Genomic DNA, 23,065 nt, shown 5'->3' on the forward strand with positions numbered 1-23,065 from the left:
CTTTAACTTTTAATAGGTTCAATCTCCATCAGAAGATCGCGTGTTTCCAAAACATCTCCAGCTTTAACATAGATATGGCTGATTTCTCCATCAAAAGGTGCCTTAATAGTAGTTTCCATCTTCATTGCTTCTGTAACAATCAAAGGTTCACCTTTTTTTACAACTTGGTTTTTAGAAACAAGTATTTTCAAAACAGAACCATTAAGTGTTGCCCCAATGTGTTGCGGATTTGTAGGTTCCGCTTTTTGATTAGTTTTAGCTTTACCCTTTTTACTCATATCACGAATTATAATCTGCTGATCTTGTCCGTTAACAGTAAAGTAAAGTATTCGATTACCATCTTCATCTGCATCCCCGATAGAATCCAGCTTTACAATTGCAACCCTACCTTCTCGCCGTTTAATATGCACAGTTTCTTCAGTTCTCATTCCCTGATAAAAAGTAGTTGTATCTAATAGTGAAAGATCTCCATATTTGGTAACTGCAGTTTCGTAATCAAGAAATACCTCTGGATACAGCAAATAGCTTAAAAGTTCTTCTTCACTCGGTAGTTCCTTTAACTTAGCTTGCAGTTCATCTTTTTTGCTGCCAAAATCAACCGGTTTTGCAAGACTACCCGGCCGTACAGTAATGGCCTTATGGTCCTTAAGAACAACCGCCTGTAATTTTTTAGGAAAGCCGCCCGTTGGTTGTCCCAGATCACCTGCGAAGAACTTAACTACAGATTCAGGAAAATCAAGTGATTGCCCACGTTCATAGATTGACTCAGAAGTTAGTTTATTCTGTATCATAAAAATTGCTAGGTCTCCGACCACTTTAGAACTTGGAGTTACCTTTACAATATTGCCTAATAATTTATTAACTTCACGATAAGCCTTTTTGACCTGTTCAAAATCTCTGATACCCAAAGCCTTAGCCTGTTGCTGCAAATTTGAATATTGTCCACCCGGCATCTCAGTTTCATAAATATCAGTCTGAGGTGAAGTAATTCCGTTCATAAAGTCATTATAGAATGGCTTTACTCCTGCCCAATAACGATTAATCTTCTCGACATTTTCGATATCAAGGTCAGGTTGATGTTCATCTCCAGATAAAGCATAATATAAGCTGCTCATGCTAGGCTGACTTGTAGTTCCAGAAAGAGCACTAGCAGCAACATCAACAACATCTACTCCTGCACGTACTGCCTGTACATAAGTTGCAATGCCGTTGCCTGTAGTGTCATGTGTATGCAGATGAACCGGAACATCCAGTTCTTCTTTAAGCGTAGAGATCAACTCATACGCAGCTTGAGGTTTTAAAAGGCCTGCCATATCCTTAATTCCAATAATCTGAGAACCTGCAGAAACCAGATTACTTGCAAGATTACGATAATAATTAAGATCATACTTATGTTCAGCAGGATTCAAGACATCTCCTGTATAACACATTGTTCCTTCCGCAATCTTCCCAGTATCACGCACATATTGGATACTTTTTTCCATCTGTTTAATCCAATTTAAACTATCAAAAATGCGAAAAACATCAACACCATCTGTTGCACTTTTTTGAATAAAACGCTGCAGGACGTTATCAGGATAATTTTGATACCCTACTGCGTTAGAACCACGGAAAAGCATTTGTAATAGCGTATGCGGCATCTTTTTCCTAATTTTTTTCAAACGTTCCCAAGGGTCTTCATCCAAAAAACGGTAGGCAACATCAAAGGTTGCACCACCCCAGACTTCAGCAGAGAAAATATGCGGTAATGCACGATCAAAAACTTGGGCAACTGGTAACATATCCCTTGTACGCATACGGGTCGCAAATAAACTTTGATGAGCATCCCGCATTGACGTATCAGTGAGAAGAACCCTTTTTTGTTCTTTGACCCAGCTCATAGCGGCTTCAACACCGTCTTTATCTAAAATAGTTTTTGCATTCTTAACTTTCTCTCGCGGACCGAAATCATCCGTTAACTTAATATCTGGCACAAAGATCTTACGATGATGTTCAGTTCCAGGAAAGCCATTCACAGTGATATTGCCGATATACTTCAAAAGCTGGTTGATCGTATTTTTAGGATGTGACATTCGGAACAATTCTGGCGTTGAATCAATAAATGTAGTGTGCGCTCTGCCAGCAATAAAATCTGGATGATTAATCACATTGCGCATAAATGGAATGTTAGTCTTGATACCACGAATTCTAAATTCATCAAGTACTCGATCCATCTTGAGAACCGCACCGATAAAAGTCCTAGCTTGTACACAGGCTTTAACAAGAAGAGAGTCAAAATAAGGAGTAATTACAGCTCCAGCATAGGCATTTCCCCCATCCAGACGTACTCCAAAACCACCTGGAGAACGATAAGTCTCAATTTTGCCAGTATCCGGCATAAAGTTATTTTCCGGATCTTCAGTTGTCACACGGCATTGGATAGCAAAGCCATGACGTTTTAACTCGGATTGCTGTGGAATTCCAAGATCTTTAAATAAATCCTTGCCAGCAGCAATCAAAATTTGTGATTGCACAATATCAATATCAGTAATCATTTCCGTAATTGTATGTTCTACTTGAACACGCGGGTTAACCTCAATGAAATAATAGTCGTCGTGAGTGACTAAAAATTCAACTGTTCCGGCATTTTGATAATGAACACTCTTCATCAGCTTAACAGCTGCATCGCAGATCTCATTTCGCCGACTTTCATCCAAGACACTTGGGGCTACTTCAATAACCTTTTGATGCCGCCGCTGCACTGAACAATCACGTTCAAACAAATGAATCACATTTCCATGCTGATCAGCAAGAACCTGAACTTCAATATGTTTAGGCCTTTTTAAACACTTTTCAATGTATAATTCATCGTCTCCAAAAGACTGTTTTGCTTCACTTTGAGCCCGTGCAAAACTTTCTTCTATTTCTCCTTCATCGTGGATGACGCGCATACCGCGACCACCACCACCTAAAGCGGCTTTAACCATAATAGGGAAACCATGCTTTGCAGTGAATTGTTTAACCTCTTCCACAGAAGTTACTGGACCATCACTCCCTGGAATTGTATGTAACCCGGCATTTAAAGCTGCTTCTTTAGCTTTTACTTTATCACCAAAAGTAGCCAGCTGCTGGGCAGTCGGTCCAATGAAAATAAGCCCAGCAGACACACATTTTTGTGCAAAATGTTCGTTTTCTGCCAGAAAACCATAACCTGGATGAATTGCATCAGCACCAGTCAGCTTTGCGACTCTGATAATATCATCTATATCAAGGTAGGCTTCAATCGGCTTTTTGCCAATTCCAATTTGATAAGCTTCATCAGCTTTGAAACGATGAACTGAAAATTCATCTTCTTTTGCATAAACCGCTACAGTCCTTAACTTCAATTCATGACAAGCACGAATAATTCTAATTGCAATTTCACCACGATTAGCAATCAGCACCTTCTCGATCTTCATTGAACTCCTTCTTTCTTCTCAAATATAAACTAAACTTCACGACCACAACTTGAATACCTAATGCAAAAACTCGGTCATTTTCCCACGGTGCTGATTAATTGAAACATTCATAACAAGTCCTAATGCCAGTGAGAGAACAAGCATGCTGGAACCACCGTAAGATACGAAAGGAAAAGTTACACCAGTAATCGGCAGCATTCCATTAACAGCTCCTACATTGAACAAAGTTTCTACAGCCATAAAGGTACCAACACCGTAGCACAATAATGTATCATATGTGCTGTTAGAACGTATTCCAATTAGATAAATTCGTAGCACGACCCAGGTTAAAAGCAATAAGACAACTGCAACTCCGATGGCCCCAAGCTCTTCGCTGATAATTCCCAAGATAAAGTCAGTGTATGGTTCAGGCAGATATCCCCTCTTTTGTATGCTGTTTCCTAATCCAACACCAAACAACCCGCCGTTGCTAATTGCATAGTAAGAGTTAATCAACTGCTGACCGCTGGTACTTGCTACATGAAAAGGATTGTAAAAAGCTGCTAACCGACCGTACATATATTCGTACTTAGTACCGGAAACTGGATTCCAAAAACGAAATAACTGAGTCAATAATGTGAGTGATGCAATAATTACAGTCAAACTGAACAAAGCTTTTTTATAATTAATTTCTCCGCTTGCCAGCCACATCACAAGGATGATCGCAGCATTAATTGCAAAACCGCCGAGATCCGGTTCTATCAGAATCAGAATTAAAAGCAAAACCGCTAAGATATAAGGCTTTTTTTTAACTTGCTTTCTTTGTTGTAACGGCATTTTTTCCCGTCGGGTTATTAACTGTGCCATAAACAAAATCAGATACAGCTTACAAAGTTCGGCCGGTTGTAAGCTGAATATTTTTAAGTCTATCCAACCATTAGCCCCATTAATCGCAGTTGTAAAAAATTTAGCATACAGTAAAAGTATAACCATGAGGAAAAACCCCATCATTATAAAACTGCGATTTACAAGCTTTGAGAGCTGAATTGAATACGCAAGAGTAAAACAAACAAGCCCTAAAATAACATATAAAAGCTGTTTTAATAAATAAGTGCTGGTTGCTGCACCTGAATATGATAAATTAATCGAGCTGGCAGAATAGACCATTACAACTCCAACTGCACATAAAATAATATATGGAATAAAAAGATAAAAATCAAAATAGTGTAACTTATCTCGCAATTTTTTCATAGTAAACGGAAAGTATTCACCCTCTCTGGCTGTATAATACAGAAAAAATTGATTTTTCCCTGATAGCCTTCACGTTTTTGCGATCAAGTCACAGTGGTTCCTTAATTTTTTTCAAACCGTTCACTTTCTTATACTCGATACTCTAAGCAGGAACTAGTTTCATCAAAAAACAACACAATTTTCTTTTTGAAGATGGAACAAACTGGTCGTTAAAATAAAAAAGAAAGCTCTTTGCGAATACGGATTTGTTTTGCCTTGACCTAGAGCAATTATAGCATACAAGTATTTGTGTTGAAATGAAACTTGCCATTGAAAAAAGCCAAAATTAAAATGCCTGCAACAATATTTATTTTCAGTTGTTAAATTTTATTATGTTGCCAAAATTCGTAATTTGCAATTAAAAAGAAATATTTTTGAAAAATAAATTCTTTTTCACGAACGAAAATATAATTTTGATAGATAAAATTAGCTTTTAGTAAAATTAAATAACTCTACAAAGAAATGTACAGCAGAAAAAAAGCAAGTCTGAGAACAATTATGTTTTGTTCTCAGACTTGCTTTATATTTCAAAAATTATTTAGCAATTTATAACTTAATTTTTCTTAGCAGCTGTTTTCTTTTGTTTAACTGCCTTTTCACGTGCGTTAGTTTCCAAAATTCGTTTGCGTAAACGAATACTCTCTGGCGTAATCTCAAGCAATTCATCTTCATTTAAGAACTCAAGTGATTCCTCAAGAGTAAAGTGGGTCGGTTTCTTAATAGAAGCAGTTTGGTCTTTGTTTGAAGAACGAACATTAGTCATGTTCTTACCTTTAGTAACATTAACCGAGATATCACGTTCACGTGAGCTTTCACCCACAATCATACCTTCATAAACTTCAGTTCCTGGATCAACGAAAATCGTTCCACGATCCTCAACACCCATAATCGCATAAGTTGTAGCCTTACCGCGATTAATAGAAACCAAGGCACCATTTCTACGACCAGGTTCCCAATTACGAATAACAGGCTTATATTCAGAGAATGTATGGTTAAAGATCCCATAGCCGCGAGTCATTGATAAGAATTGAGAATCATAACCAATCAGGCCACGTGTCGGAGCAGAGAAAGTCAAACGTGTCTGACCGTTAGAATTGGTTTCCATATTAAGCATTTCACCCTTGCGTTGAGACAAGGAATCGATTACAGCGCCAGAATATTCATCTGGAGTATCAATGGTTACACTTTCAAATGGTTCGCAGGTCTTTCCGTCAACATCACGATAAATAACCTGTGGACGAGAAACTGCAAGTTCAAAACCTTCACGACGAAGTGTTTCGATCAAAATTGAAAGATGTAATTCACCACGACCAGAAACTACCCAAGCATCAGGAGAATCTGTATCTTCAACACGCAGCGAAACATCTGTATGCAGCTGTACCTTCAAACGATCTTCAAGTTTACGCGCAGTTACGTAGTCGCCTTCTTGACCGACAAAAGGAGAATCATTTGTCCTGAAAGTCATCTGCAATGTTGGCGGATCGATCCGCAAAATAGGTAATGCCTCAGGATGATCGATTGGACAAACAGTTTCACCAACGAAGATATCTTCCATCCCTGAAACCGCAATCAAGTCTCCCGCCTTAGCCTCATTAATTTCCAGGCGCTTAAGTCCGAAGAAACCAAATAACTTAGTAACACGGAAGTTTTTTTGCGTCCCGTTAAGTTTCATAACAGTAACCTGATCGCCCACTTTAATTTTACCGCGAAAAACACGACCAATACCGATCCGGCCCACAAATTCATTATAATCAAGCATCGAAACTTGGAATTGTAAAGGCTCATCAGAATTATCAACCGGTGCTGGAATTGTCTTCACAATCGCTTTAAAGATTGGATCCATCGTGTGTTTTTGAGTAGCCGGATCTGACTCAAGCGAAGAAGTTCCATTAACAGCTGAAGCATAAATAACTGGAAATTCAAGTTGGTCTTCCTCAGCACCAAGTTCAATGAAAAGATCTAAAACTTCATCGACAACTTCTTCTGGACGTGCGCCAGGACGATCGATTTTGTTAATAACCACAATCGGGGTTAAATGTTGTTCCAAGGCCTTTTTCAAAACAAAACGGGTTTGCGGCATTGTACCTTCAAAGGCATCAACAATCAACAAAACACCATCAACCATTTTCATGATTCGTTCAACTTCACCGCCAAAGTCGGCATGTCCTGGTGTGTCAAGAATATTGATCTGTTTATCTTTATATCTAACAGCGGTATTCTTAGAAAGAATAGTGATCCCGCGTTCCTTTTCGATAGCATTAGAGTCTAATGCACGGTCATCGATTTGTGTATGTTCATCCAAAGTATCCGATTGCTTTAACAGCTCATTAACAAGCGTTGTTTTACCATGATCGACATGGGCAATAATAGCAACGTTACGGATATCATCACGTGTTTTCAAATTTTTTTCTTCCTTTCACAGATATAAATCTCATTTGGTTGAAAAAGCCCAAATTTTTTCAGCAGCCCTGCAGTTTATGTGAAAATAAAAATTTAATTTCCACTATATTTTCACTATATTAGTATAAAAAGGCTGTGACTAGTTCGTCACAGCCGAATCTAACGGGCAGGAGCGACAAGACACTGAATGTCTTTTTGAGCATTTTTCGTAGCCACTAATACATCACTAGATGATAGCATATCAAGTGTACAGCCGTCAATCGTATTTACTTGTAAATTCAAAGCCTGCGCCAAAATTTTTCCGGCAGCAAAGTCCCATGGCCGTAAGTATGAAAGATAAGCCGCACATTTTCCCTGCAACACATGGATAAACTGAATTCCTGCACTGCCATAAATTCGTACTCCGCTGCTTTCCAGAGCCACCCGCTGCAGACTGCGATAATTATGCACTAAAAAAGGCATTGAAATTTCAACCAAACCATTTCTCAGATTTCTATCAGGAGGTTTCTGAAGCCTATCCTCATTACAAAAAACCCCAATTTCTGGTCCACCCCAAAAAAGATCATTTTGCATAACATCATATATATAACCACGCATCCCGATACCATCTTGGTAAATACCAATCATACTGGCAAAATGGTCTTGCTGTTTAACAAAGTTCATTGTACCGTCAATTGGATCAATGATCCACACCATACCTGACGTCTTATAATCTATTTCTTTTTGGTAACTTTCTTCTCCAATGACTTTCGCACTAGGAAAATTTTCTTGAATCTGCTTAACATAATAGTTTTCCACGGCGCGATCAATGCTTGTTACCAAATCATTACGACCAGATTTAGTCCAAACTTTTATTTCCTTTTCAAAATTCTGCATGATTTCAGAACGAGCAACATGCATCCAGCTCTTAACCAGAGAATCAATACGTGAAAATGAGTCCATCTAAAACATCTCCATCCTAGTATTCATCAGCATTTTTAAGCGGCACGTGTAAATACTTCTGCTCTGTTTTTCGTGCAGTCTTTACTGCTTGATAAATGCTCATCTGTGTATTCTGTTGAAACTCACGATCCAACTGTTTTTGTGTCATTTTCATTGGAACTGCTTTTAAATAGTCTTGATATTTTTTCAAAAAAACGCTGCGTAAAATTTTTGAAGTATAACTTTTTTCCACTGCCTGATAAAAATCAATAACGGTCACAATTTCTGCAGTGGACCATTCATCTCTTAAAGGATAACTATAACTTTCAGGAATATTCATTTAGTTTCTACCCCTTTCATTCCATATCTGACAGAAAGGATCTTCCTAGAGATTAATTATACACGGTCATTGTCTTATTGTGGAAATTTTTAAGACAGGTTCATAAAATCCTTTTAAAAAAGTTTTCCAGTAGTCTATAATTAAGAAGATAAGATAAATTTGGAGGCATATATTGTGATAACTATGAAAGATATTATTCGAGAGGGCAATCCCACTTTGCGTGCACGTGCAAAAGAAATGAGTTTCCCAATAACAAAAGAACAAAAAGAGCTTGCACACAAAATGATGGAGTTTCTTGAAAATAGTCAAGACCCAGAAATTGCTAAGAAATATAAGCTAAGAGCAGGTGTAGGCTTAGCTGCACCACAGTTGGATGTTTCTCTTAGGATGACTGCAGTCCTTGTTCCAGACGAAAATGATAAACCGATTTTCAAGCACATTCTTGTAAATCCTACTATTCTAAGCGAATCTGTCAAAATGGCTGCTCTTTCAGAAGGGGAAGGATGCCTTTCTGTTGATCGTGAAGTCCCCGGCTATGTACCGCGTCATGACAAAATCACGCTGCGCTGGTATGATTTGGATGGCAACAAACATGTTCAGAAATTGCGTGATTATCCTGCAATTGTCTGTCAGCATGAAATTGATCATTTAAATGGCATCCTCTTCTTTGACCACATCAACATGAAAAACCCATTCAAAGTAGAAGAAAATACAGTTATTTTAGGCTAGTTATTATTTAAACAATACACACTCTTAAAATATAAGGTGTTCTAAAAAAGGGACTGGGTCAAAGATTACATTTTGACCCAGTCCCTCTGTTTTAAACTGCAATATGTGTGTTAACGTGTTGCAATAGTCAGTCCTTTCCGTCTAACAACCTTTGAGTGCACTTTCTTTTTATTTATTCTATATGTCCCTTAGGCTACAGTAAAACACATCGCTACAAAGTTCCGGCAGACTAGCAACTTATTCAACTTTTTTTATATCATGCAAATAATTAAAAGTTGTCCCATTAACAACATAAGTGATGTCAAGGTGCAAAAATCCCTTTTCCTGCCACAAATCAGAAATTACAAAAGCTGTTTCACCGAGATGAGTAAGTTTATGATTTTGAGCATATCCTTGCAAATAAGCTTCTAATTCTTTTCTTAATCCTTTCAAGGAAATTTCATGATTAAGCTGTACACGAAACTCATACGCCATTACTCCGCTTCCCCAAACATCTGCTAAACGTGCTGTATCAGGAGAAATTTTCATATTCTTTTTTGGATTACGTAGGTTAAACTGTGCAAAAGCAAATTTAAGTGCTTTAGCCGTAATCTCTTTATTCTTAAGCTGTAACTTTTTAAAACTCCTTATCTGCCAAACTTTTTTAAGGATCCATCCTAGCATGATAAGAAGCACAACCATTAAAATCCAGAAGAACACCTGCTGCATTCAGAATCCCTTCATTTCTTTTTGTGTAATTATAACATGATTAAATTAACAAAAACGCTCTTAATGATCAGTAACATGGTGTAGTACTTAAATGAGGCCCCCCTTTATATACTTATATAGACTATTATGCTAGAATATAAATAATTATTGTGCAAACAATCCATGTTCGGAATTAAGTGCTAATAATAGCGAAAAACTGTCGGGCTGTCGTTTCGTACGAAAGCTGTCCGAAATTTTAAGTTAATTATAAGGAGAAATGTTTAATGATTTACAAAATTTTTTATCAACCAACGCAAAGAATCAATCCTCGTCGTGAAAATACTGCGGCGCTCTATTTGAAAGCTGATTCTGAAGTTGATGCAAGAAGTATTGTAGAAAACAATACTTCTTATAATGTTGATTATATTGAAGAGTTAAGCCCCAAAGCTCTTGAATATGAACAGCAGAGTCCCCACTATAAATTGGCGGAACTCGGTAAATGAAGAAATTAAAAATTAAGAATAACGAGACTGCTGTTTATGCTGTCGGCGGTCTTGGAGAAATTGGAAAAAATACTTATGGGGTCCAATTTCAAGATGAAATAATTGTAGTTGATGCTGGAATTAAGTTTCCAGAAGACGATTTATTGGGAATTGATTACGTTATACCAGATTACCAGTATTTAGTTGCAAACCAACAAAAGATCAAAGCACTTGTGATTACTCATGGACACGAAGATCATATCGGGGGAATTCCGTATCTGTTGAAACAAATCAACGTGCCCATTTATGCTGGACCATTAGCACTGGCATTAATCAAAAGCAAACTGGAAGAACATGGATTGTTAAGAACAACTGAATTGCATGAAATCAACGAAGACAGTGTTTTAAAGTTTCGAAAAACAAGTGTTTCTTTTTTCAGAACCACTCATTCGATTCCCGACACATTAGGAGTTGCAGTAAAAACACCGAGCGGAACGATTGTTGCTACCGGTGATTATAAGTTTGATCTGACTCCTGTCACAAATCAGCCGCCTAATCTGCAGAGAATGGCGAAACTGGGCAGTGATGGTGTTTTGTGCCTACTTTCTGACAGTACAAATGCCGAAATTCCTAATTTTACAAAATCGGAACGTTGGGTCGGTAAGTCTATTAAACGAATCTTTGAAAAGGTTGAAGGACGTATTATTTTTGCAACCTTCGCTTCTAATATCTCACGAATTCAGCAAGCAGCTGAAGTTGCGGTTGCTAAAGGTCGTAAAATTGCAGTCTTTGGACGCAGTATGGATGCAGCTATCAATAACGGCCGCGAACTGGGTTATCTGAACATACCTGATGATTCGCTTGTGGATGCACGAGAGATCAGCAGGCTTCCCGCTAATAAAGTCATGATTTTATGTACCGGCTCTCAAGGCGAGCCAATGGCTGCTTTAAGCAGGATTGCAAACGGCACGCATAGACAAGTTGCTATTCAACCGGGAGATACAGTCGTTTTTTCAAGCTCCCCGATTCCCGGCAATACACTAAGTGTCAACCACGTAATCAACAAACTCGAAGAAGCAGGCGCAGATGTTATTCATGGCAAAGTAAATAATATCCACGCTTCAGGTCATGGTGGACAAGAAGAACAAAAATTAATGCTACGCCTCATGAAACCGAAATTTTTCGTTCCAGTTCATGGTGAATATCGAATGTTGAAGATTCATACTGAACTGGCAGAAAAATGCGATGTTCCTAAGGATCATTCATTTATTATGCAAAACGGTGATATCTTAGCTCTTACAAAAGATTCTGCGAGAGTTGCAGGTCATTTCAATGCTGGTGCTGTCTACGTTGATGGTTCTGGTATTGGTGATATCGGCAATGTTGTTTTGCGTGATAGACGAATTCTTTCAGAAGAAGGACTAGTGATTGTTGTCGCAACACTCAATTTGAAGCAAAAAGAAATTCTAGCTGGTCCTGACTTGCTTTCACGCGGTTTTATTTATATGCGTGAATCCGGCGAATTAATAGATAACGGTCGCAGACGTCTTTTCAGGGTTATGCGCAGAACTCTTAATAAGCCAAACGTTAGTGAAGGAATGTTGAAAGAAGCCATTATAGATGATTTAAGAACTTTCCTTTATGACCAAACTGAACGCAAACCAATGATTATCCCGTTACTAGTAATTGTTTGATATGCACAATAATGTAAATACCACAAAAGGACTGAATCAAAACTTATGTTTTGGCTCAGTCCTTTTGCGTTTAACCACGAATTACTCATAGTCAAATTCAGGACTATATTCGTAATTCACAGTTAATGCTCAAAACCTAGCGACTATTATCACACTTTCTTTTTTAGTATCCCAATTAACAATAATTAATATAACACTAGCAGTTGATAATCTTGAGAATCATATAAAACAAATTTCAAAATTTTTATAAATTTGTCACCCACGCTTGTAAAATTACCATAAAGATGGCTATAATGACTTGGTGTTGTTTAAGAATGGAGGCAAGAAACGTGAAGACCTTCTTTTTCATAATTGATGAAGAAATGGTAAAAAATGATCCACAAAAAACTTGGAAAAAAATCAAGTCCGAACTAAAAAACAGCAAAATAAACTACAAAATTATCAAAGTGCACAATCTTAAACAAATCTCACGTGTAATTCAGCAGTTCGTTGATACTTTGGGAATGCATGCTTTAACAGATGCTGTAGTAATAAGCTGCGGCAGAAATATTTTCTTCTTAGAAGTCCTCTCTAACCTGTTAAATGCCGCAAAAGTAAAAATTCCAGTTGCTTTTATTCCATTTGAAGATAAAAACATTTTTGCAAAAAAAATAGGAGTTTCATTAGACCCCTTGATTGCATTGCAGCAAATTTTTAACACCATTAGACCAACATATTATAATTTAGTTGAAATGGATGAAGCAACGCACACTGTAAAAAAAGTATTCTTAGATGAAGTCATAATTGGTTTCAATGCTTATTTGTCAAGCCTGCTGCAAAACTCGAGGATGCTGATTTTTTTACAGGAACATCATTCGTACTATGCAGCACGTTTTTGCGGCCTTGTCGCTGCTTTTGTCAACAGAGAACATTTTGCTGCAACCTTGCGTATAAATCACAAATATTATTTTTTTAAAAATACATGTTCAGTTAGTATCAAAAATATTACTCCAGAAAGTGAATTTAAAACTGCCTCTCAATTACAAACTTCAGAACAACTTTTGAACATTTCTGTAATTAGCAGCCTAAATCCCTTTACTTCCTTTTTACTTTGGCTTTTTCGCAAGTTTAAAGCTGAAACAAAACTTCCCTTTGTTCACACTTTTAAACAGAAGCAGTTCCATCTTATGATTAATTCCCTTGAATTCGGACAAATTGACAACCGAGAACTGACCAACAAGTTTTATGATGTATTCTTCAGAATTGTTAACTACCCTTTTTGGTTTGATGTAGACAGCGTTTCACTGACACAAAAAAAGCAAAAAGGATAGCTGATAAAGGAGCTGCGGCAAAACCAAAATGAAGGTTTTGTCGCAGCTCCTTTATTTTTGCCTTACATTTTTTCTGCCTAACAGTAAATTACTCATAGTCAAAACCAAAATGTTTATGATTTGCAGTTAATGTTCAAAACCTAGTGACTATCGGCACATTACTTTTTTACCGTGAACTTTACATAAAATCAATCGGCTTAATATTGGCCATACCAATCAATGGATCAATCTGACCCCCACTAATAAGTTTCATTGTCAGCACCCGTTGTTGTACAACAGGTTTTAAAACACTTCCTTGATCATCTTTTTTTGAAAGAACTGGATTGGATTCTAAACTTTCCTCGGCCCGTTGTTTTGTTTGTTTAAAGACCTCACGCACTCTTTCTAAAAGTGTAGTCTTCCGGTCAACTGCAATTTGGACAACACTAGTCTGATAAGCAGGAACTTCACCCAAAAGAATTAAAAAATCTTTTGCTCGTGTAACTGCCGTGTATAAGAGATTACGATTCAACATCCGCATGTATTGTCTTACCATGGGCAGTATCACTAACTTGAACTCGCTTCCTTGAGACTTATGAATAGACATGCAGTAGGCAAGTTTTAACTTATACCAGTCTTTACGTTTGAACTCTACTTCGTTACCGTCAAAATCAACTATCAAAGTTTCTTGACGCTCTTTATTTTCCTTTGCAGCAGCAATACCTACTACCTGCCCCAAGTCGCCGTTAAAGACATTGTCCTCAGGACTGTTTACTAGGTGCAATACTTTATCACCAATCCTGAAAGACTGTTTACCAAAATCAAGCTGCTTTTGGGATTCTCTTTTTGGATTCAAAATTTCTTGCATCATTATATTCAACCTGTCAATTCCGGCAGGCCCACGATACATTGGTGCTAGCACCTGAATATCCTTAGTTGAAAATCCGCGTGCATGTGCCTTTAAGACAACTTGGCGAATTACTTCTTCAACTTGAGAAACGTTACAAGGAATAAAAGAACGATCTGGGAGGTTAAACTGCAGATCTTCAGGTAAATAGCCCTTTTTAACAGCGTGTGCCAAAGTAATTATAGATGATTCTCTACCTTGACGATAAATGGTCTGCAACTGACTTTTAGGCAAGCAATTACTTTCCAATAAATCAGCAAAGGTTCTTCCGGGTCCAACAGAAGGCAGCTGATCCTTGTCACCTACTAAGATCACCTGCATCTTCGAAGGAACTGCTTCAAGCAAGAGTTCAAGTAACTCTGTATCTACCATTGACATTTCATCAACAATCAGCAGTTTCCCCTCTAATTGACGCGATTCAGTCGGTTCTTCTTCCTCATCACTACCATTTAATCCTAATAGTCTATGAATAGTGCCTGCGGGCAATCCTGTAGTCTCGTTCATTTTTTTTGCAGCTCGGCCAGTGGGAGCAGCTAGAATAATTGGAAAAGTTTCATCTCGATAAGAATTAAAATCTAAAGAAAAATCATGTACAGCAGCATAAAGTGCAACTATCCCGTTAATAATCGTTGTCTTTCCTGTACCTGGACCGCCTGTCAGAAGATAGACTGGTGAACATAACGCAGTCTTGATTGCTGTAATTTGATCCTTACCGTAACTGATCTGCAACTGTGCTTCAACCTGCTTTAAAAGTCCGTTAAAATTTTTCTCAAAATTTTTGGGCAACTCTACCGAATCGGCCTGCAGGTTCTCAAGCCGTTGTGCAATTCGCCATTCTGCTTCGTAATACTTGCGTAGGTAAATTCGATGGTTCTCACCTACTATCTTTCCTTCATCAGCCAATTTTACCAACTCTTGTGCAAGTACTTGCGGTGCAAGTTGTACTCGCCTGCTTTCTGTCAACAACAACATGGTTTGTTGTAAAAGCTGTTTAGTATTTGTGTACGTATTCCCCTGATCCTGACAAATATCATAAATACCTTGAAACAAAGCCGCCTTAATCCGCAACGAAGCATCGGCAGCAAAACCAAGCTTCTCTGCGATCTGATCGGCACGTTTAAACCCAATACCAGGAATTTCACGTGCAAGCTGATATGGATCTTCATGAATTACAGACAATGTTTTTTCATGATATTTGTTAAAAATAGTAGAAGCCAGCTGACTTCCAAAGCCAAAACTATTAAGTTCAACTATAATCTGCTGGGTCCCGTTGTTTTTATGCAGCTTTTCAAGGAGAGTTTGTTGCTGTTTTTTACTCAATGCCATTCCAGCAAGACAGTTTTCGTCTTTCAAAATCTTCTCTATAGCATTCAAGCCAAGCCGAGCAACAATTTTTTCTGCTGTTTTTTGACCTATCCCGCTGAAGCTTTCGCCTGACAAATAAGTAATCAAGCCTTCTTTGCTTGTCGGAGTTTCACTTTGATAATTAAAAGCTTGAAATTGCTTGCCATAACGAGGATGTTCAATCATCCTGCCAGCAAAGCGATAATTTTCGTTTTCATTCAATTCTGCAAAATTTCCTGTTACCACAATTTCTTCTTCTGACCAAGAAATATTTTGTTTACTGATTTTTATTTGAATCACTTTGTAAAAGGTTTCAGGGCTTTCAAAGAAAATGGCATCAACTTTACCGCTCACAAAACTTTCTTCTTGTTTTTTCAGTAACAAGTCTTGTTGTTCGTTTCCCGTCAAACCAATTCCTCCTAATTACTTTTTTTACCACCTTTTTTTCTAGCAGCTACTACCCTTTCAATATCAACCAACCGCGTCTTCATAGCAGCAAAAGCTTGTGCATCAATCCCTTGTGCACACTGGAAATACGCTGTACCTTTTCCCCCAGAAACAAGTTCAAGCACCCCTAGTTCAAAGTTGGCTTTAAAATGTGCAGGTTCATAGTTAACAACTTTTTCAAAATATTTTTTTGCCGTTTCAAAATTCCCCAAGGCCAAAAAGCTTTCTCCTAACAACATAAGTGCTGGAATACTTTTTTCTTCCTTTTCAGCAACTGTCAATGCAAAAGCTACTGCCTGTTGATAGTGATCCTGAGCAAATTCAGTCTGAGCAAGCATCAGATAAGCTTCTTGTTTTAAAGAACTTCCTGTAACTCTTTGAAATTCTTTAACTGCCTTTTCATAAAGACCAGCTGCATAAAACACATTTCCCGAGCCATAATGTAGCAAGTCGGCCGCCTCTTTATTTTTTTTAAAAAGATAAAGAGCTTTTATATATAATTCTTGTGCTTGCTCATAATTCTTCAGCTCAGTTAAAAGTACTCCAAGATTATAATAGTTTTGAGGAACCTCAGGATGATCATCAATTTTCTTAATCGCTTTTTTTACTAGATTATCTGTTTCTTTAATTAGTTTTTCTTTTTTTTTATTCATGGATCTGCTCCTTAAACGATGTCTGTGGCATCTAAGCTGCGACCTAGATATTCTGTTTTATTCCAGGCAAGGCAATTAAATTCCCGACCATTATGTGTTTCCAAAATAGTCGTACTTGTATTCGCTAAACCGCCTCGTGCACGCAACTCGCTAAGCGGGTAGCCCAGAAGATGTCTGATCTCTGCACATAAAGCTGCACCATGGCTGACCACCAAGACATTACCAGTAGGATGATTCATTACAATCTTTTGAATTGCAGGTGTCATCCTATCAAAAAGCTGCTGGAAGGTTTCACCTTCAATGTCAGTAGGATCATAAAGGTCGGCATGATGCCCAAAAGCATCAAGTTCTTGGGGGTAACGCAATGCTACATCAGTGAACTTCATTCCCTCCATCTTACCCAAGTTAAACTCTTTCAGGTTAGGATCAACTTTTACCTCAAGCTGCTGTGGCAAACCTTCAGCTAGGTGTTGAGCTGTTACCAATGCACGTTTCAAAGGACTGCTGTAAACCGCTTCAAAATGATAATGACGCAAATAATTCGATAACGCCTTTATCTCTGTATAGCTCTCCTTTAATAAAGGTGAATCTCCGCCCGACCCTTGATAACGTCCTTCAAGGTTCCACTCTGTTTTACCATGTCTAATGAAGAATAATCTAGTCACAATGAATCTCCCTTTTTTTAATTATCTTAATTATGCCACAAAAACCACCGCGATGAATTACAATAATTTTATTCCTATATCATCATTTTACAACAAAAGACTTCTTATCACCGCATCGATAACAAAACTTCGATATAGTAATAAAAAGTCTATTTTAAGACTTTATTTGTTTTTAAGGTAAAATAATACGGAATATTAAGCTTCGTATTCTACAGCTTTAAAAATCACACATACTGTAAAACACGTTCTTTTTGGTAAGCATGATCGATTGTTGCACTTCCTAAACACTCTTCATTATCATAAAAAACTACTTCTTGACCTGGAGTAATAGCACGTACAGGATTGTCAAATTCCACCTTGACTTTTCCTTCAGCATCATTCAGATAGACAGTCACCCCAGAATCTTTCTGCCGGTAACGAAATTTTGCTGTACAGTGAAAAACTGAACCGTGCTTAAGTGGTGCAATAAAACTCAGTTTGCTGCCATCAAGGCTATCAGCATAAAGATGTTCGTTATGATATCCTTGTCCAACATATAAAGTGTTAGTCTTCAGATCTTTACCAATTACAAACCAGGGATCATTGCTCTTGCCATTTCCACCGATTCCTAATCCTCTGCGTTGCCCAATTGTATAGTTCATTAAGCCATAGTGTTTACCCTTAACTTCACCTGATATAGTCTTCATCAGCCCAGATTTTGCAGGTAAAAATTCATTCAAAAACTTGCTGAAATTACGTTCCCCAATGAAGCATACCCCTGTTGAATCCTTTTTCTTTGCCGTCGCTAGACCAGCATCTTCAGCAATTTGACGAACCTTTTTTTTCTGCAAATTGCCAATTGGAAATAGTGCTTTCTGAAGCTGATCTTGGGAAAGCTGACTCAAAAAATAGGTCTGATCTTTATTGTCGTCTGCTCCACGCAAAAGATGGACAGTTCCAGCGGTGTCACGCCGCAATTGCGCATAATGTCCCATAGCAATATAGTCAGCATCCAACTTCAAAGCGTAATCAAGAAAAGCTTTGAATTTAACCTCCTTATTGCACATCACATCTGGATTAGGTGTCCGCCCATGCTTGTATTCATCAAGAAAATAAGTGAATACTCTGTCCCAGTACTCTTTTTCGAAGTTAACTGAGTAGTATGGAATTCCAATTTTATTTGCGACTTTAGCTACATCTTCGTAATCTTCCGTAGCTGTACAAACGCCACTGTCCTTTTGCTCATCCCAGTTCTTCATGAAGACACCGACAACGTCATAGCCTTGCTGTTTGAGCAGATAAGCGACGACTGAAGAATCGACTCCGCCGCTCATACCAACCACGACACGTGTCTGGTTATTGTCTTTCATAATACTATCACCATCATTCAATATAGATTCTGAATCTTTACGATTTGAAGGTCGTATTATTTCAGTAATCCTCATTATATCCACTTGAAGATATTTTGACAAGTCAACACTACTAAACCGTTGCTTTGAGAATTTGTCTTTTAATTAATACATCTAAAAGATAATCCAACTGTTCTGCTCGTTTCTTTGCGTCATTTTCTTTGAAAAGATTGACTTCCTTAAGACCATTAGCAGAAGTAACTGCCATCTTGAATGCCTTAAAATCCGCACTGATCGTCATTTTAAACTTGATGCTTGCACTAAAAGGAGATTCCGGATCAAGCGGACGTTCCAATATAAATTTGCCACCCCTGCTTTCTGTAAATCCCACATCGCGCAAAGTATATTTTTTAAGCTGCGGGTCCAATTCAAAGACACGGCTGTCTCCCAAAAGTTTAGCTTTTTTTTCGTATCCCATTTTTACTACCTCTTTTTTAATCTCTTTATTACTTTACTTAAGACCTCAACGACGTAATCCATTTCAGCAGCTGTATTTTCTGAACCAAAGCTAAAACGCAAAGATTCTTCAATCCGGGGACTATCTTTACCATACATCGCCGTTAGAACATGCGATGGTTCAACACTACCAGCTGTACAAGCTGAACCTGCTGAAACAGCAATACCGTTCAGATCAAGATTTGTCAACAATGCATCATGAGGACAGTCTTTGAACCAAAGATTCAAAACATGCTGCAAGTTATCTTCGCTGAGCTCACCATTGATTTCAAAGTCAATTCCGTTTTTACTCAAACCATTCACTAGCCGTTCTTTAAAGCCTGCGTATTTCTTTTGCCTTTTAGCCTTTTCTTTAGAGTCTACTAGCTCAACAGCTTTAGCAAAAGCAGCAATGGCAGGAATATTTTCAGTTCCTGCGCGACGCTTGAGTTCTTGATCGCCACCCTTAATTAAAGATGGAATCGTAACATTTTCGCCACGGTAAAGAAATCCAAGAAATTTCGGCCCATTTAACTTATGCGCAGATGTTGACAACAAGTCAATTTTATCTGCCTGAACGTCAATGTCTATCAATCCATAGGCCTGCACCGCATCAGTATGAAACCACGCATTGGAGTCTGCAACAATCTGGCCGATTTCACGCAGTGGCATCCGGCTGCCAACCTCATTGTTGCCAGCCATAATGGAAACTAAAATAGTATCATCACGCAATGCATTTCGCAAATCGGCAAGCGAGATTTTTCCCCTAGTGTCAACTGGAAGGTACGTAACCTCAAATCCCTGTGTTTCCAAATACGCCATTGATTTTAAAACTGCTTCATGCTCGATTGCAGTTGTAATCAAGTGGCGGCCTTCATTCCTACGTGCAAAGGCAGTCTCAATGATTGCTGTATTATCGCTTTCAGTACCGCCGCTCGTAAAAACGATTTCATCATCTTTCTTTGTATTGATTGACCTTGCAATTGTATGACGGCTGCTATCAAGGATTGCTCTTGCCTGTCTCCCAAAATAATGGGTGCTGGAGGCGTTCCCGAAGACTTCAGACATAACAGCCGTCATCTTCTCAATGACTGGCCCTGCCATCGGTGTCGTAGCCGCATTATCTAAATATATATGTCTCATTATATAAAAACTCCTCAAACTTTTAAAACATTCAAAATCATCTGTGCAGAGCGCCGCCCTGCATCTAAAATAAACTCATCAAAAGATTGCCCGGCCTCTTCATCTCCAACATCTGACATTGCGCGCACAATTACAAAAGGTACGTTGAACTGAGATGCGGCTTGGGCAACCGCAGCCCCTTCCATTTCACAACATAAGACTGCTGGGTAAATCTGCTTAATAGCTGCAATCTTTTCAGAAGATGCTACAAACTGATCTCCCGTTACGATTAATCCCCTTTTAGTGTTCAAGCCATTCTGTTTTGCGGCCTGTACAATCTGTGCAGACAATGCTTTATCAGCTTTAAACAGCTGTGGCTGTTGTGGCAGCTGACCTGGAAGATAACCAAAAGCCGTAGCATCAACATCATGGTATGCTGCCGCTTCAGAAACAACTACATCTCCAACGTGCAGCCCAACTCCAATTCCCCCCGCTGAACCAGAGTTAATAACTGCCTCAACGTCGAAAGAAACAATTAACAAAGCTGTTGTCATACCGGCTTGTACCTTGCCTATTCCTGAGCGTACCAAAACTACTTCTTGTTTACCCAGTTGGCCTTCGTAAAACTCAATGCCTCCCAATATTACAACCTTTTCTGTTTGCAAATGGGTCCGCAAACTTTTTAATTCTTCTTCCATTGCGCACAAAATCCCGTACTTCATCTACTTTCCTCCATCAAAAATTAATAAAAATCATAAAACAATACACTAAAACAATGGAAAGTACCAAGAATAATATTGTCCAGTTTAATTTACGGCCTAAAAGTCGTCTTTTCTCTTCTTCAGCTTCCTTTTGTCTGAATTTTCGCACTTGTGCACGACTCAACTGCTCTGAAGGTTCCTGCATAGAATTCCTCGGCTCTTCTTTGCGCCTAGAAGTACGCGAAAACCCATCTTCGCTTTTCAACATTAAACACTCCTTAGCTTAAGCAGCTTCCAATACCAGACAGACATAATTGTTTTACTGTCACAAATAAAACCAGCCGCAATTTGTTTTTCAGCTTCTTCTAAACTCAGTTCAGAAACATTCAAAAATTCGTCTGCATCCTGAGGTAATGCTTGTTCAACAGGCGTTAACCCTTCAGCAAAGTAAAGATACATCTTTTCATCTGCAAACCCAGGAGATGTGTAAAACACTGCAATCTGCCGCAACTTTTCAGCTTGCATACGTACCTCTTCATTCAGCTCCCGTTTCGCAGTCTCACAAGGGGTCTTTTCTTCGCTTGGTTCTATTTTCCCAGCAGGCACCTCTAGGGTAATCTTACGCAACGGCTCGCGCCACTGCTTGACAAAAACCATTTTGTCATCAGCCGTAACACAGATCAAAGCAACTGCCCCATGATGTCTGACAATCTCTCTCTGGGCATTTTTACCATCTGGCAAGAGCACTGTTTCTTTTTCAACATTAATAATTTTTCCACTGTAAATTCTCTTAGAATCCAGTACTTTTTCCTCAAAGTTCATTTTTAACAACGCTCCTTACAAAATTCTCGTAAGCTTCTTGTTCATCTGTTTCATACCAATGTGCTCGTGAAAAATCACCAGTAAGGGCCGCGCTTAAATCAACTTCCACTTTAGCTACAAAAGTTGCATTGCCGATCAAAGACATCCAATACGAACCATCAATACGATTGTGGACTTTAGTTTTAACCATCCCGCCGGGGTTCAAAACCGTGATTTTTTCTTCCAAACCGCTTTGCTCAGGAAACAAAAGTACATACATCAAGCTGGAAGCCGACATTGCCGTACCGCAAGCATTAGTAAAACCGACACCGCGCTCAAAAGTACGAACAAAAATTCTGTTTCTCCCCAAAACCTCAACAAAGCTGACATTCACACCGTCTGGAAAAAGAGGGTTACCCTTAGAATTTAAATAACTCGCAATTCTCCCCAGCTCTTTTCCGTTTATAGCAGCATGATCCACAAATGAAATCAGATGCGGATTAGGCACTGCAACTGCAGAAAACTTCAATGTTGACGATAAAACAGGAATTGTTTCATTAATCAGCTTCTTTTTAGATGAAACATTCATTCCAAGATCTTTAGATGCGAAGGAAACAGGAGAAATTTCCGCATCAAAAACTTTAACCTGGGCAGCAAAATCAGGTTCTTTCTTAACTTTCAGGTCAGCATACATTGTCTCAATTTTAAAGGCAGTTTTTTCTTTTTGTTCACTAAGATAACGGGCAACGGCTCTAATGCCATTACCACACATGCTAGCTTCACTGCCGTCTGCATTAATAACACGCATTTTACCTGCAACTGAAGCATCATGTCCGGCAGTTACATAAAGAACACCATCAGAACCGCCATGAAGTCCGTTTTTACGGTCACAGACTTTTTGTGCAAACAACTTTAATTCTGCTTCAGTCAGAGACTTTTCCAGCTTGCTTTGATCTAGGATGAAAAAGTCATTGCCTGAGCCATGAACTTTCAGCAACTTCATTTTAATGACCTCCAAATTAATTCTATTAACATCATATCATACAACTAATAATAACAAATTGTCATATCTTTTACTTCTCCTTTAAAATGATAATTATTTATCAAACCACTGATTACAAAGTTTTCACTTAAAAATTCTGTCCCTCTTTTCCCTGTCACAGTGTATTGCCAGCATGACCAGCTGTACTTTAATAGATGTTATATCTTGTAAAAATAAGGTCTTTTAAAATCACAGAGTCGGAACTCAAAAGTTTGTGTAAATTCAGTTTCTGATATAAAAAAAATTCGGTCTAAAAAGCTGAACTAATCAGCTTTATTACCGAACCCAATCTTATATTACTTAAAAATTCAA

Annotated in this window: 20 protein-coding genes; 4 read left to right on the plus strand and 16 right to left on the minus strand. The window is 38.3% G+C overall.

Going from position 1 to position 23,065, the window contains the following annotated elements; translation table 11 throughout:
- Positions 1-2 precede the first annotated feature (2 nt).
- From FD46_RS07825 to FD46_RS07845, 5 genes are all read right to left on the minus strand, one after another.
- Entirely contained in the window at positions 3-3,431 is a 3,429-nt protein-coding gene (locus tag FD46_RS07825; protein WP_057896870.1) for a pyruvate carboxylase, read from the minus strand.
- 63 nt (positions 3,432-3,494) lie between these two features.
- Positions 3,495-4,667 carry an FtsW/RodA/SpoVE family cell cycle protein gene (locus FD46_RS07830; protein WP_057896596.1) on the minus strand — a complete coding sequence of 391 codons (1,173 nt, stop codon included), beginning with the start codon at positions 4,665-4,667 and terminating at the stop codon, positions 3,495-3,497.
- A 592-nt stretch (positions 4,668-5,259) separates the two neighbouring features.
- Positions 5,260-7,107 (minus strand): translational GTPase TypA, encoded by a 1,848-nt coding sequence (gene typA, locus FD46_RS07835; protein ID WP_057896597.1) that lies wholly within the window; start codon positions 7,105-7,107, stop codon positions 5,260-5,262.
- A gap of 158 nt (positions 7,108-7,265) precedes the next feature.
- A complete protein-coding gene (locus tag FD46_RS07840) occupies positions 7,266-8,048 on the minus strand; it encodes an inositol monophosphatase family protein (protein WP_057896598.1) in 783 nt (260 codons plus the stop codon).
- Positions 8,049-8,064: 16 nt separating this feature from the next.
- A complete protein-coding gene (locus tag FD46_RS07845) occupies positions 8,065-8,367 on the minus strand; it encodes a UPF0223 family protein (RefSeq protein WP_057896599.1) in 303 nt (100 codons plus the stop codon).
- 174 nt (positions 8,368-8,541) lie between these two features.
- Between FD46_RS07845 and def the strand changes: the two genes are divergently transcribed.
- A complete protein-coding gene (gene def, locus FD46_RS07850; protein ID WP_057896600.1) occupies positions 8,542-9,096 on the plus strand; it encodes a peptide deformylase in 555 nt (184 codons plus the stop codon).
- Positions 9,097-9,333: 237 nt separating this feature from the next.
- Here the strand turns inward: def and FD46_RS07855 are convergent, their stop codons facing one another.
- Positions 9,334-9,777: a hypothetical protein gene (locus FD46_RS07855; RefSeq protein WP_235805604.1), complete on the minus strand. Its 444-nt coding sequence runs from the start codon at positions 9,775-9,777 to the stop codon at positions 9,334-9,336.
- Between the two features lie 290 nt (positions 9,778-10,067).
- Between FD46_RS07855 and FD46_RS07860 the strand changes: the two genes are divergently transcribed.
- The 3 genes from FD46_RS07860 (at position 10,068) to FD46_RS07870 (ending at position 13,269) form a co-directional block, all read left to right on the plus strand.
- Complete coding sequence (locus tag FD46_RS07860; protein WP_057896602.1) at positions 10,068-10,286, plus strand: DNA-directed RNA polymerase subunit epsilon; 219 nt, start codon at positions 10,068-10,070, stop codon at positions 10,284-10,286.
- On the plus strand, positions 10,283-11,959 hold the full coding sequence (gene rnjA, locus FD46_RS07865; protein WP_057896603.1) for a ribonuclease J1: 1,677 nt from the start codon (positions 10,283-10,285) through the stop codon (positions 11,957-11,959). The genes FD46_RS07860 and rnjA overlap by 4 nt, the downstream gene beginning before the upstream one ends.
- 329 nt (positions 11,960-12,288) lie before the next feature.
- The gene (locus tag FD46_RS07870) at positions 12,289-13,269 is read left to right on the plus strand and encodes a diacylglycerol kinase family protein (RefSeq protein ID WP_057896604.1); all 981 of its coding nucleotides are present in this window, start codon (positions 12,289-12,291) and stop codon (positions 13,267-13,269) included.
- Positions 13,270-13,447: 178 nt separating this feature from the next.
- Here the strand turns inward: FD46_RS07870 and recD2 are convergent, their stop codons facing one another.
- The 10 genes from recD2 to dapF form a co-directional block, all read right to left on the minus strand.
- The gene (gene recD2 / locus FD46_RS07875; RefSeq protein WP_057896605.1) at positions 13,448-15,907 is read right to left on the minus strand and encodes an SF1B family DNA helicase RecD2; all 2,460 of its coding nucleotides are present in this window, start codon (positions 15,905-15,907) and stop codon (positions 13,448-13,450) included.
- Positions 15,908-15,918: 11 nt separating this feature from the next.
- On the minus strand, positions 15,919-16,599 hold the full coding sequence (locus FD46_RS07880) for a tetratricopeptide repeat protein (RefSeq protein WP_057896606.1): 681 nt from the start codon (positions 16,597-16,599) through the stop codon (positions 15,919-15,921).
- An 11-nt stretch (positions 16,600-16,610) separates the two neighbouring features.
- Positions 16,611-17,264 (minus strand): histidine phosphatase family protein, encoded by a 654-nt coding sequence (locus tag FD46_RS07885; protein ID WP_057896607.1) that lies wholly within the window; start codon positions 17,262-17,264, stop codon positions 16,611-16,613.
- 224 nt (positions 17,265-17,488) lie between these two features.
- Entirely contained in the window at positions 17,489-18,613 is a 1,125-nt protein-coding gene (gene mnmA / locus FD46_RS07890) for a tRNA 2-thiouridine(34) synthase MnmA (protein ID WP_057896871.1), read from the minus strand.
- Positions 18,614-18,725: 112 nt separating this feature from the next.
- On the minus strand, positions 18,726-19,070 hold the full coding sequence (locus FD46_RS07895; RefSeq protein WP_057896608.1) for a DUF1831 domain-containing protein: 345 nt from the start codon (positions 19,068-19,070) through the stop codon (positions 18,726-18,728).
- 5 nt (positions 19,071-19,075) lie between these two features.
- Positions 19,076-20,230: a cysteine desulfurase family protein gene (locus FD46_RS07900; RefSeq protein ID WP_057896609.1), complete on the minus strand. Its 1,155-nt coding sequence runs from the start codon at positions 20,228-20,230 to the stop codon at positions 19,076-19,078.
- 14 nt (positions 20,231-20,244) lie between these two features.
- Positions 20,245-20,931 (minus strand): 5'-methylthioadenosine/adenosylhomocysteine nucleosidase, encoded by a 687-nt coding sequence (locus FD46_RS07905; protein WP_057896610.1) that lies wholly within the window; start codon positions 20,929-20,931, stop codon positions 20,245-20,247.
- 13 nt (positions 20,932-20,944) lie between these two features.
- The gene (locus tag FD46_RS07910; protein ID WP_235805605.1) at positions 20,945-21,175 is read right to left on the minus strand and encodes a hypothetical protein; all 231 of its coding nucleotides are present in this window, start codon (positions 21,173-21,175) and stop codon (positions 20,945-20,947) included.
- Between the two features lie 2 nt (positions 21,176-21,177).
- On the minus strand, positions 21,178-21,732 hold the full coding sequence (locus FD46_RS07915; protein ID WP_057896612.1) for an NUDIX hydrolase: 555 nt from the start codon (positions 21,730-21,732) through the stop codon (positions 21,178-21,180).
- Positions 21,722-22,714 carry a diaminopimelate epimerase gene (gene dapF, locus FD46_RS07920; protein ID WP_057896613.1) on the minus strand — a complete coding sequence of 331 codons (993 nt, stop codon included), beginning with the start codon at positions 22,712-22,714 and terminating at the stop codon, positions 21,722-21,724. The genes FD46_RS07915 and dapF overlap by 11 nt, the downstream gene beginning before the upstream one ends.
- Between the last annotated feature and the right edge of the window lie 351 nt (positions 22,715-23,065).

The organism is Liquorilactobacillus oeni DSM 19972, from assembly GCF_001436275.1.
Classification (GTDB): domain Bacteria; phylum Bacillota; class Bacilli; order Lactobacillales; family Lactobacillaceae; genus Liquorilactobacillus; species Liquorilactobacillus oeni.

What these genes read in the sequence shown, in the direction of transcription:
- FD46_RS07900 (WP_057896609.1), bottom strand. Translation starts at nt 20,230, where the DNA reads ATGAGACATATATATTTAGATAATGCGGCTACGACACCGATGGCAGGG.
- FD46_RS07855 (WP_235805604.1), bottom strand. Translation starts at nt 9,777, where the DNA reads ATGGTTGTGCTTCTTATCATGCTAGGATGGATCCTTAAAAAAGTTTGG.
- dapF (WP_057896613.1), bottom strand. Translation starts at nt 22,714, where the DNA reads ATGAAGTTGCTGAAAGTTCATGGCTCAGGCAATGACTTTTTCATCCTA.
- FD46_RS07845 (WP_057896599.1), bottom strand. Translation starts at nt 8,367, where the DNA reads ATGAATATTCCTGAAAGTTATAGTTATCCTTTAAGAGATGAATGGTCC.
- mnmA (WP_057896871.1), bottom strand. Translation starts at nt 18,613, where the DNA reads ATGAAAGACAATAACCAGACACGTGTCGTGGTTGGTATGAGCGGCGGA.
- FD46_RS07880 (WP_057896606.1), bottom strand. Translation starts at nt 16,599, where the DNA reads ATGAATAAAAAAAAAGAAAAACTAATTAAAGAAACAGATAATCTAGTA.
- FD46_RS07915 (WP_057896612.1), bottom strand. Translation starts at nt 21,732, where the DNA reads ATGAACTTTGAGGAAAAAGTACTGGATTCTAAGAGAATTTACAGTGGA.
- FD46_RS07830 (WP_057896596.1), bottom strand. Translation starts at nt 4,667, where the DNA reads ATGAAAAAATTGCGAGATAAGTTACACTATTTTGATTTTTATCTTTTT.
- FD46_RS07840 (WP_057896598.1), bottom strand. Translation starts at nt 8,048, where the DNA reads ATGGACTCATTTTCACGTATTGATTCTCTGGTTAAGAGCTGGATGCAT.
- FD46_RS07905 (WP_057896610.1), bottom strand. Translation starts at nt 20,931, where the DNA reads ATGAAGTACGGGATTTTGTGCGCAATGGAAGAAGAATTAAAAAGTTTG.
- FD46_RS07895 (WP_057896608.1), bottom strand. Translation starts at nt 19,070, where the DNA reads ATGGGATACGAAAAAAAAGCTAAACTTTTGGGAGACAGCCGTGTCTTT.
- rnjA (WP_057896603.1), top strand. Translation starts at nt 10,283, where the DNA reads ATGAAGAAATTAAAAATTAAGAATAACGAGACTGCTGTTTATGCTGTC.
- FD46_RS07860 (WP_057896602.1), top strand. Translation starts at nt 10,068, where the DNA reads ATGATTTACAAAATTTTTTATCAACCAACGCAAAGAATCAATCCTCGT.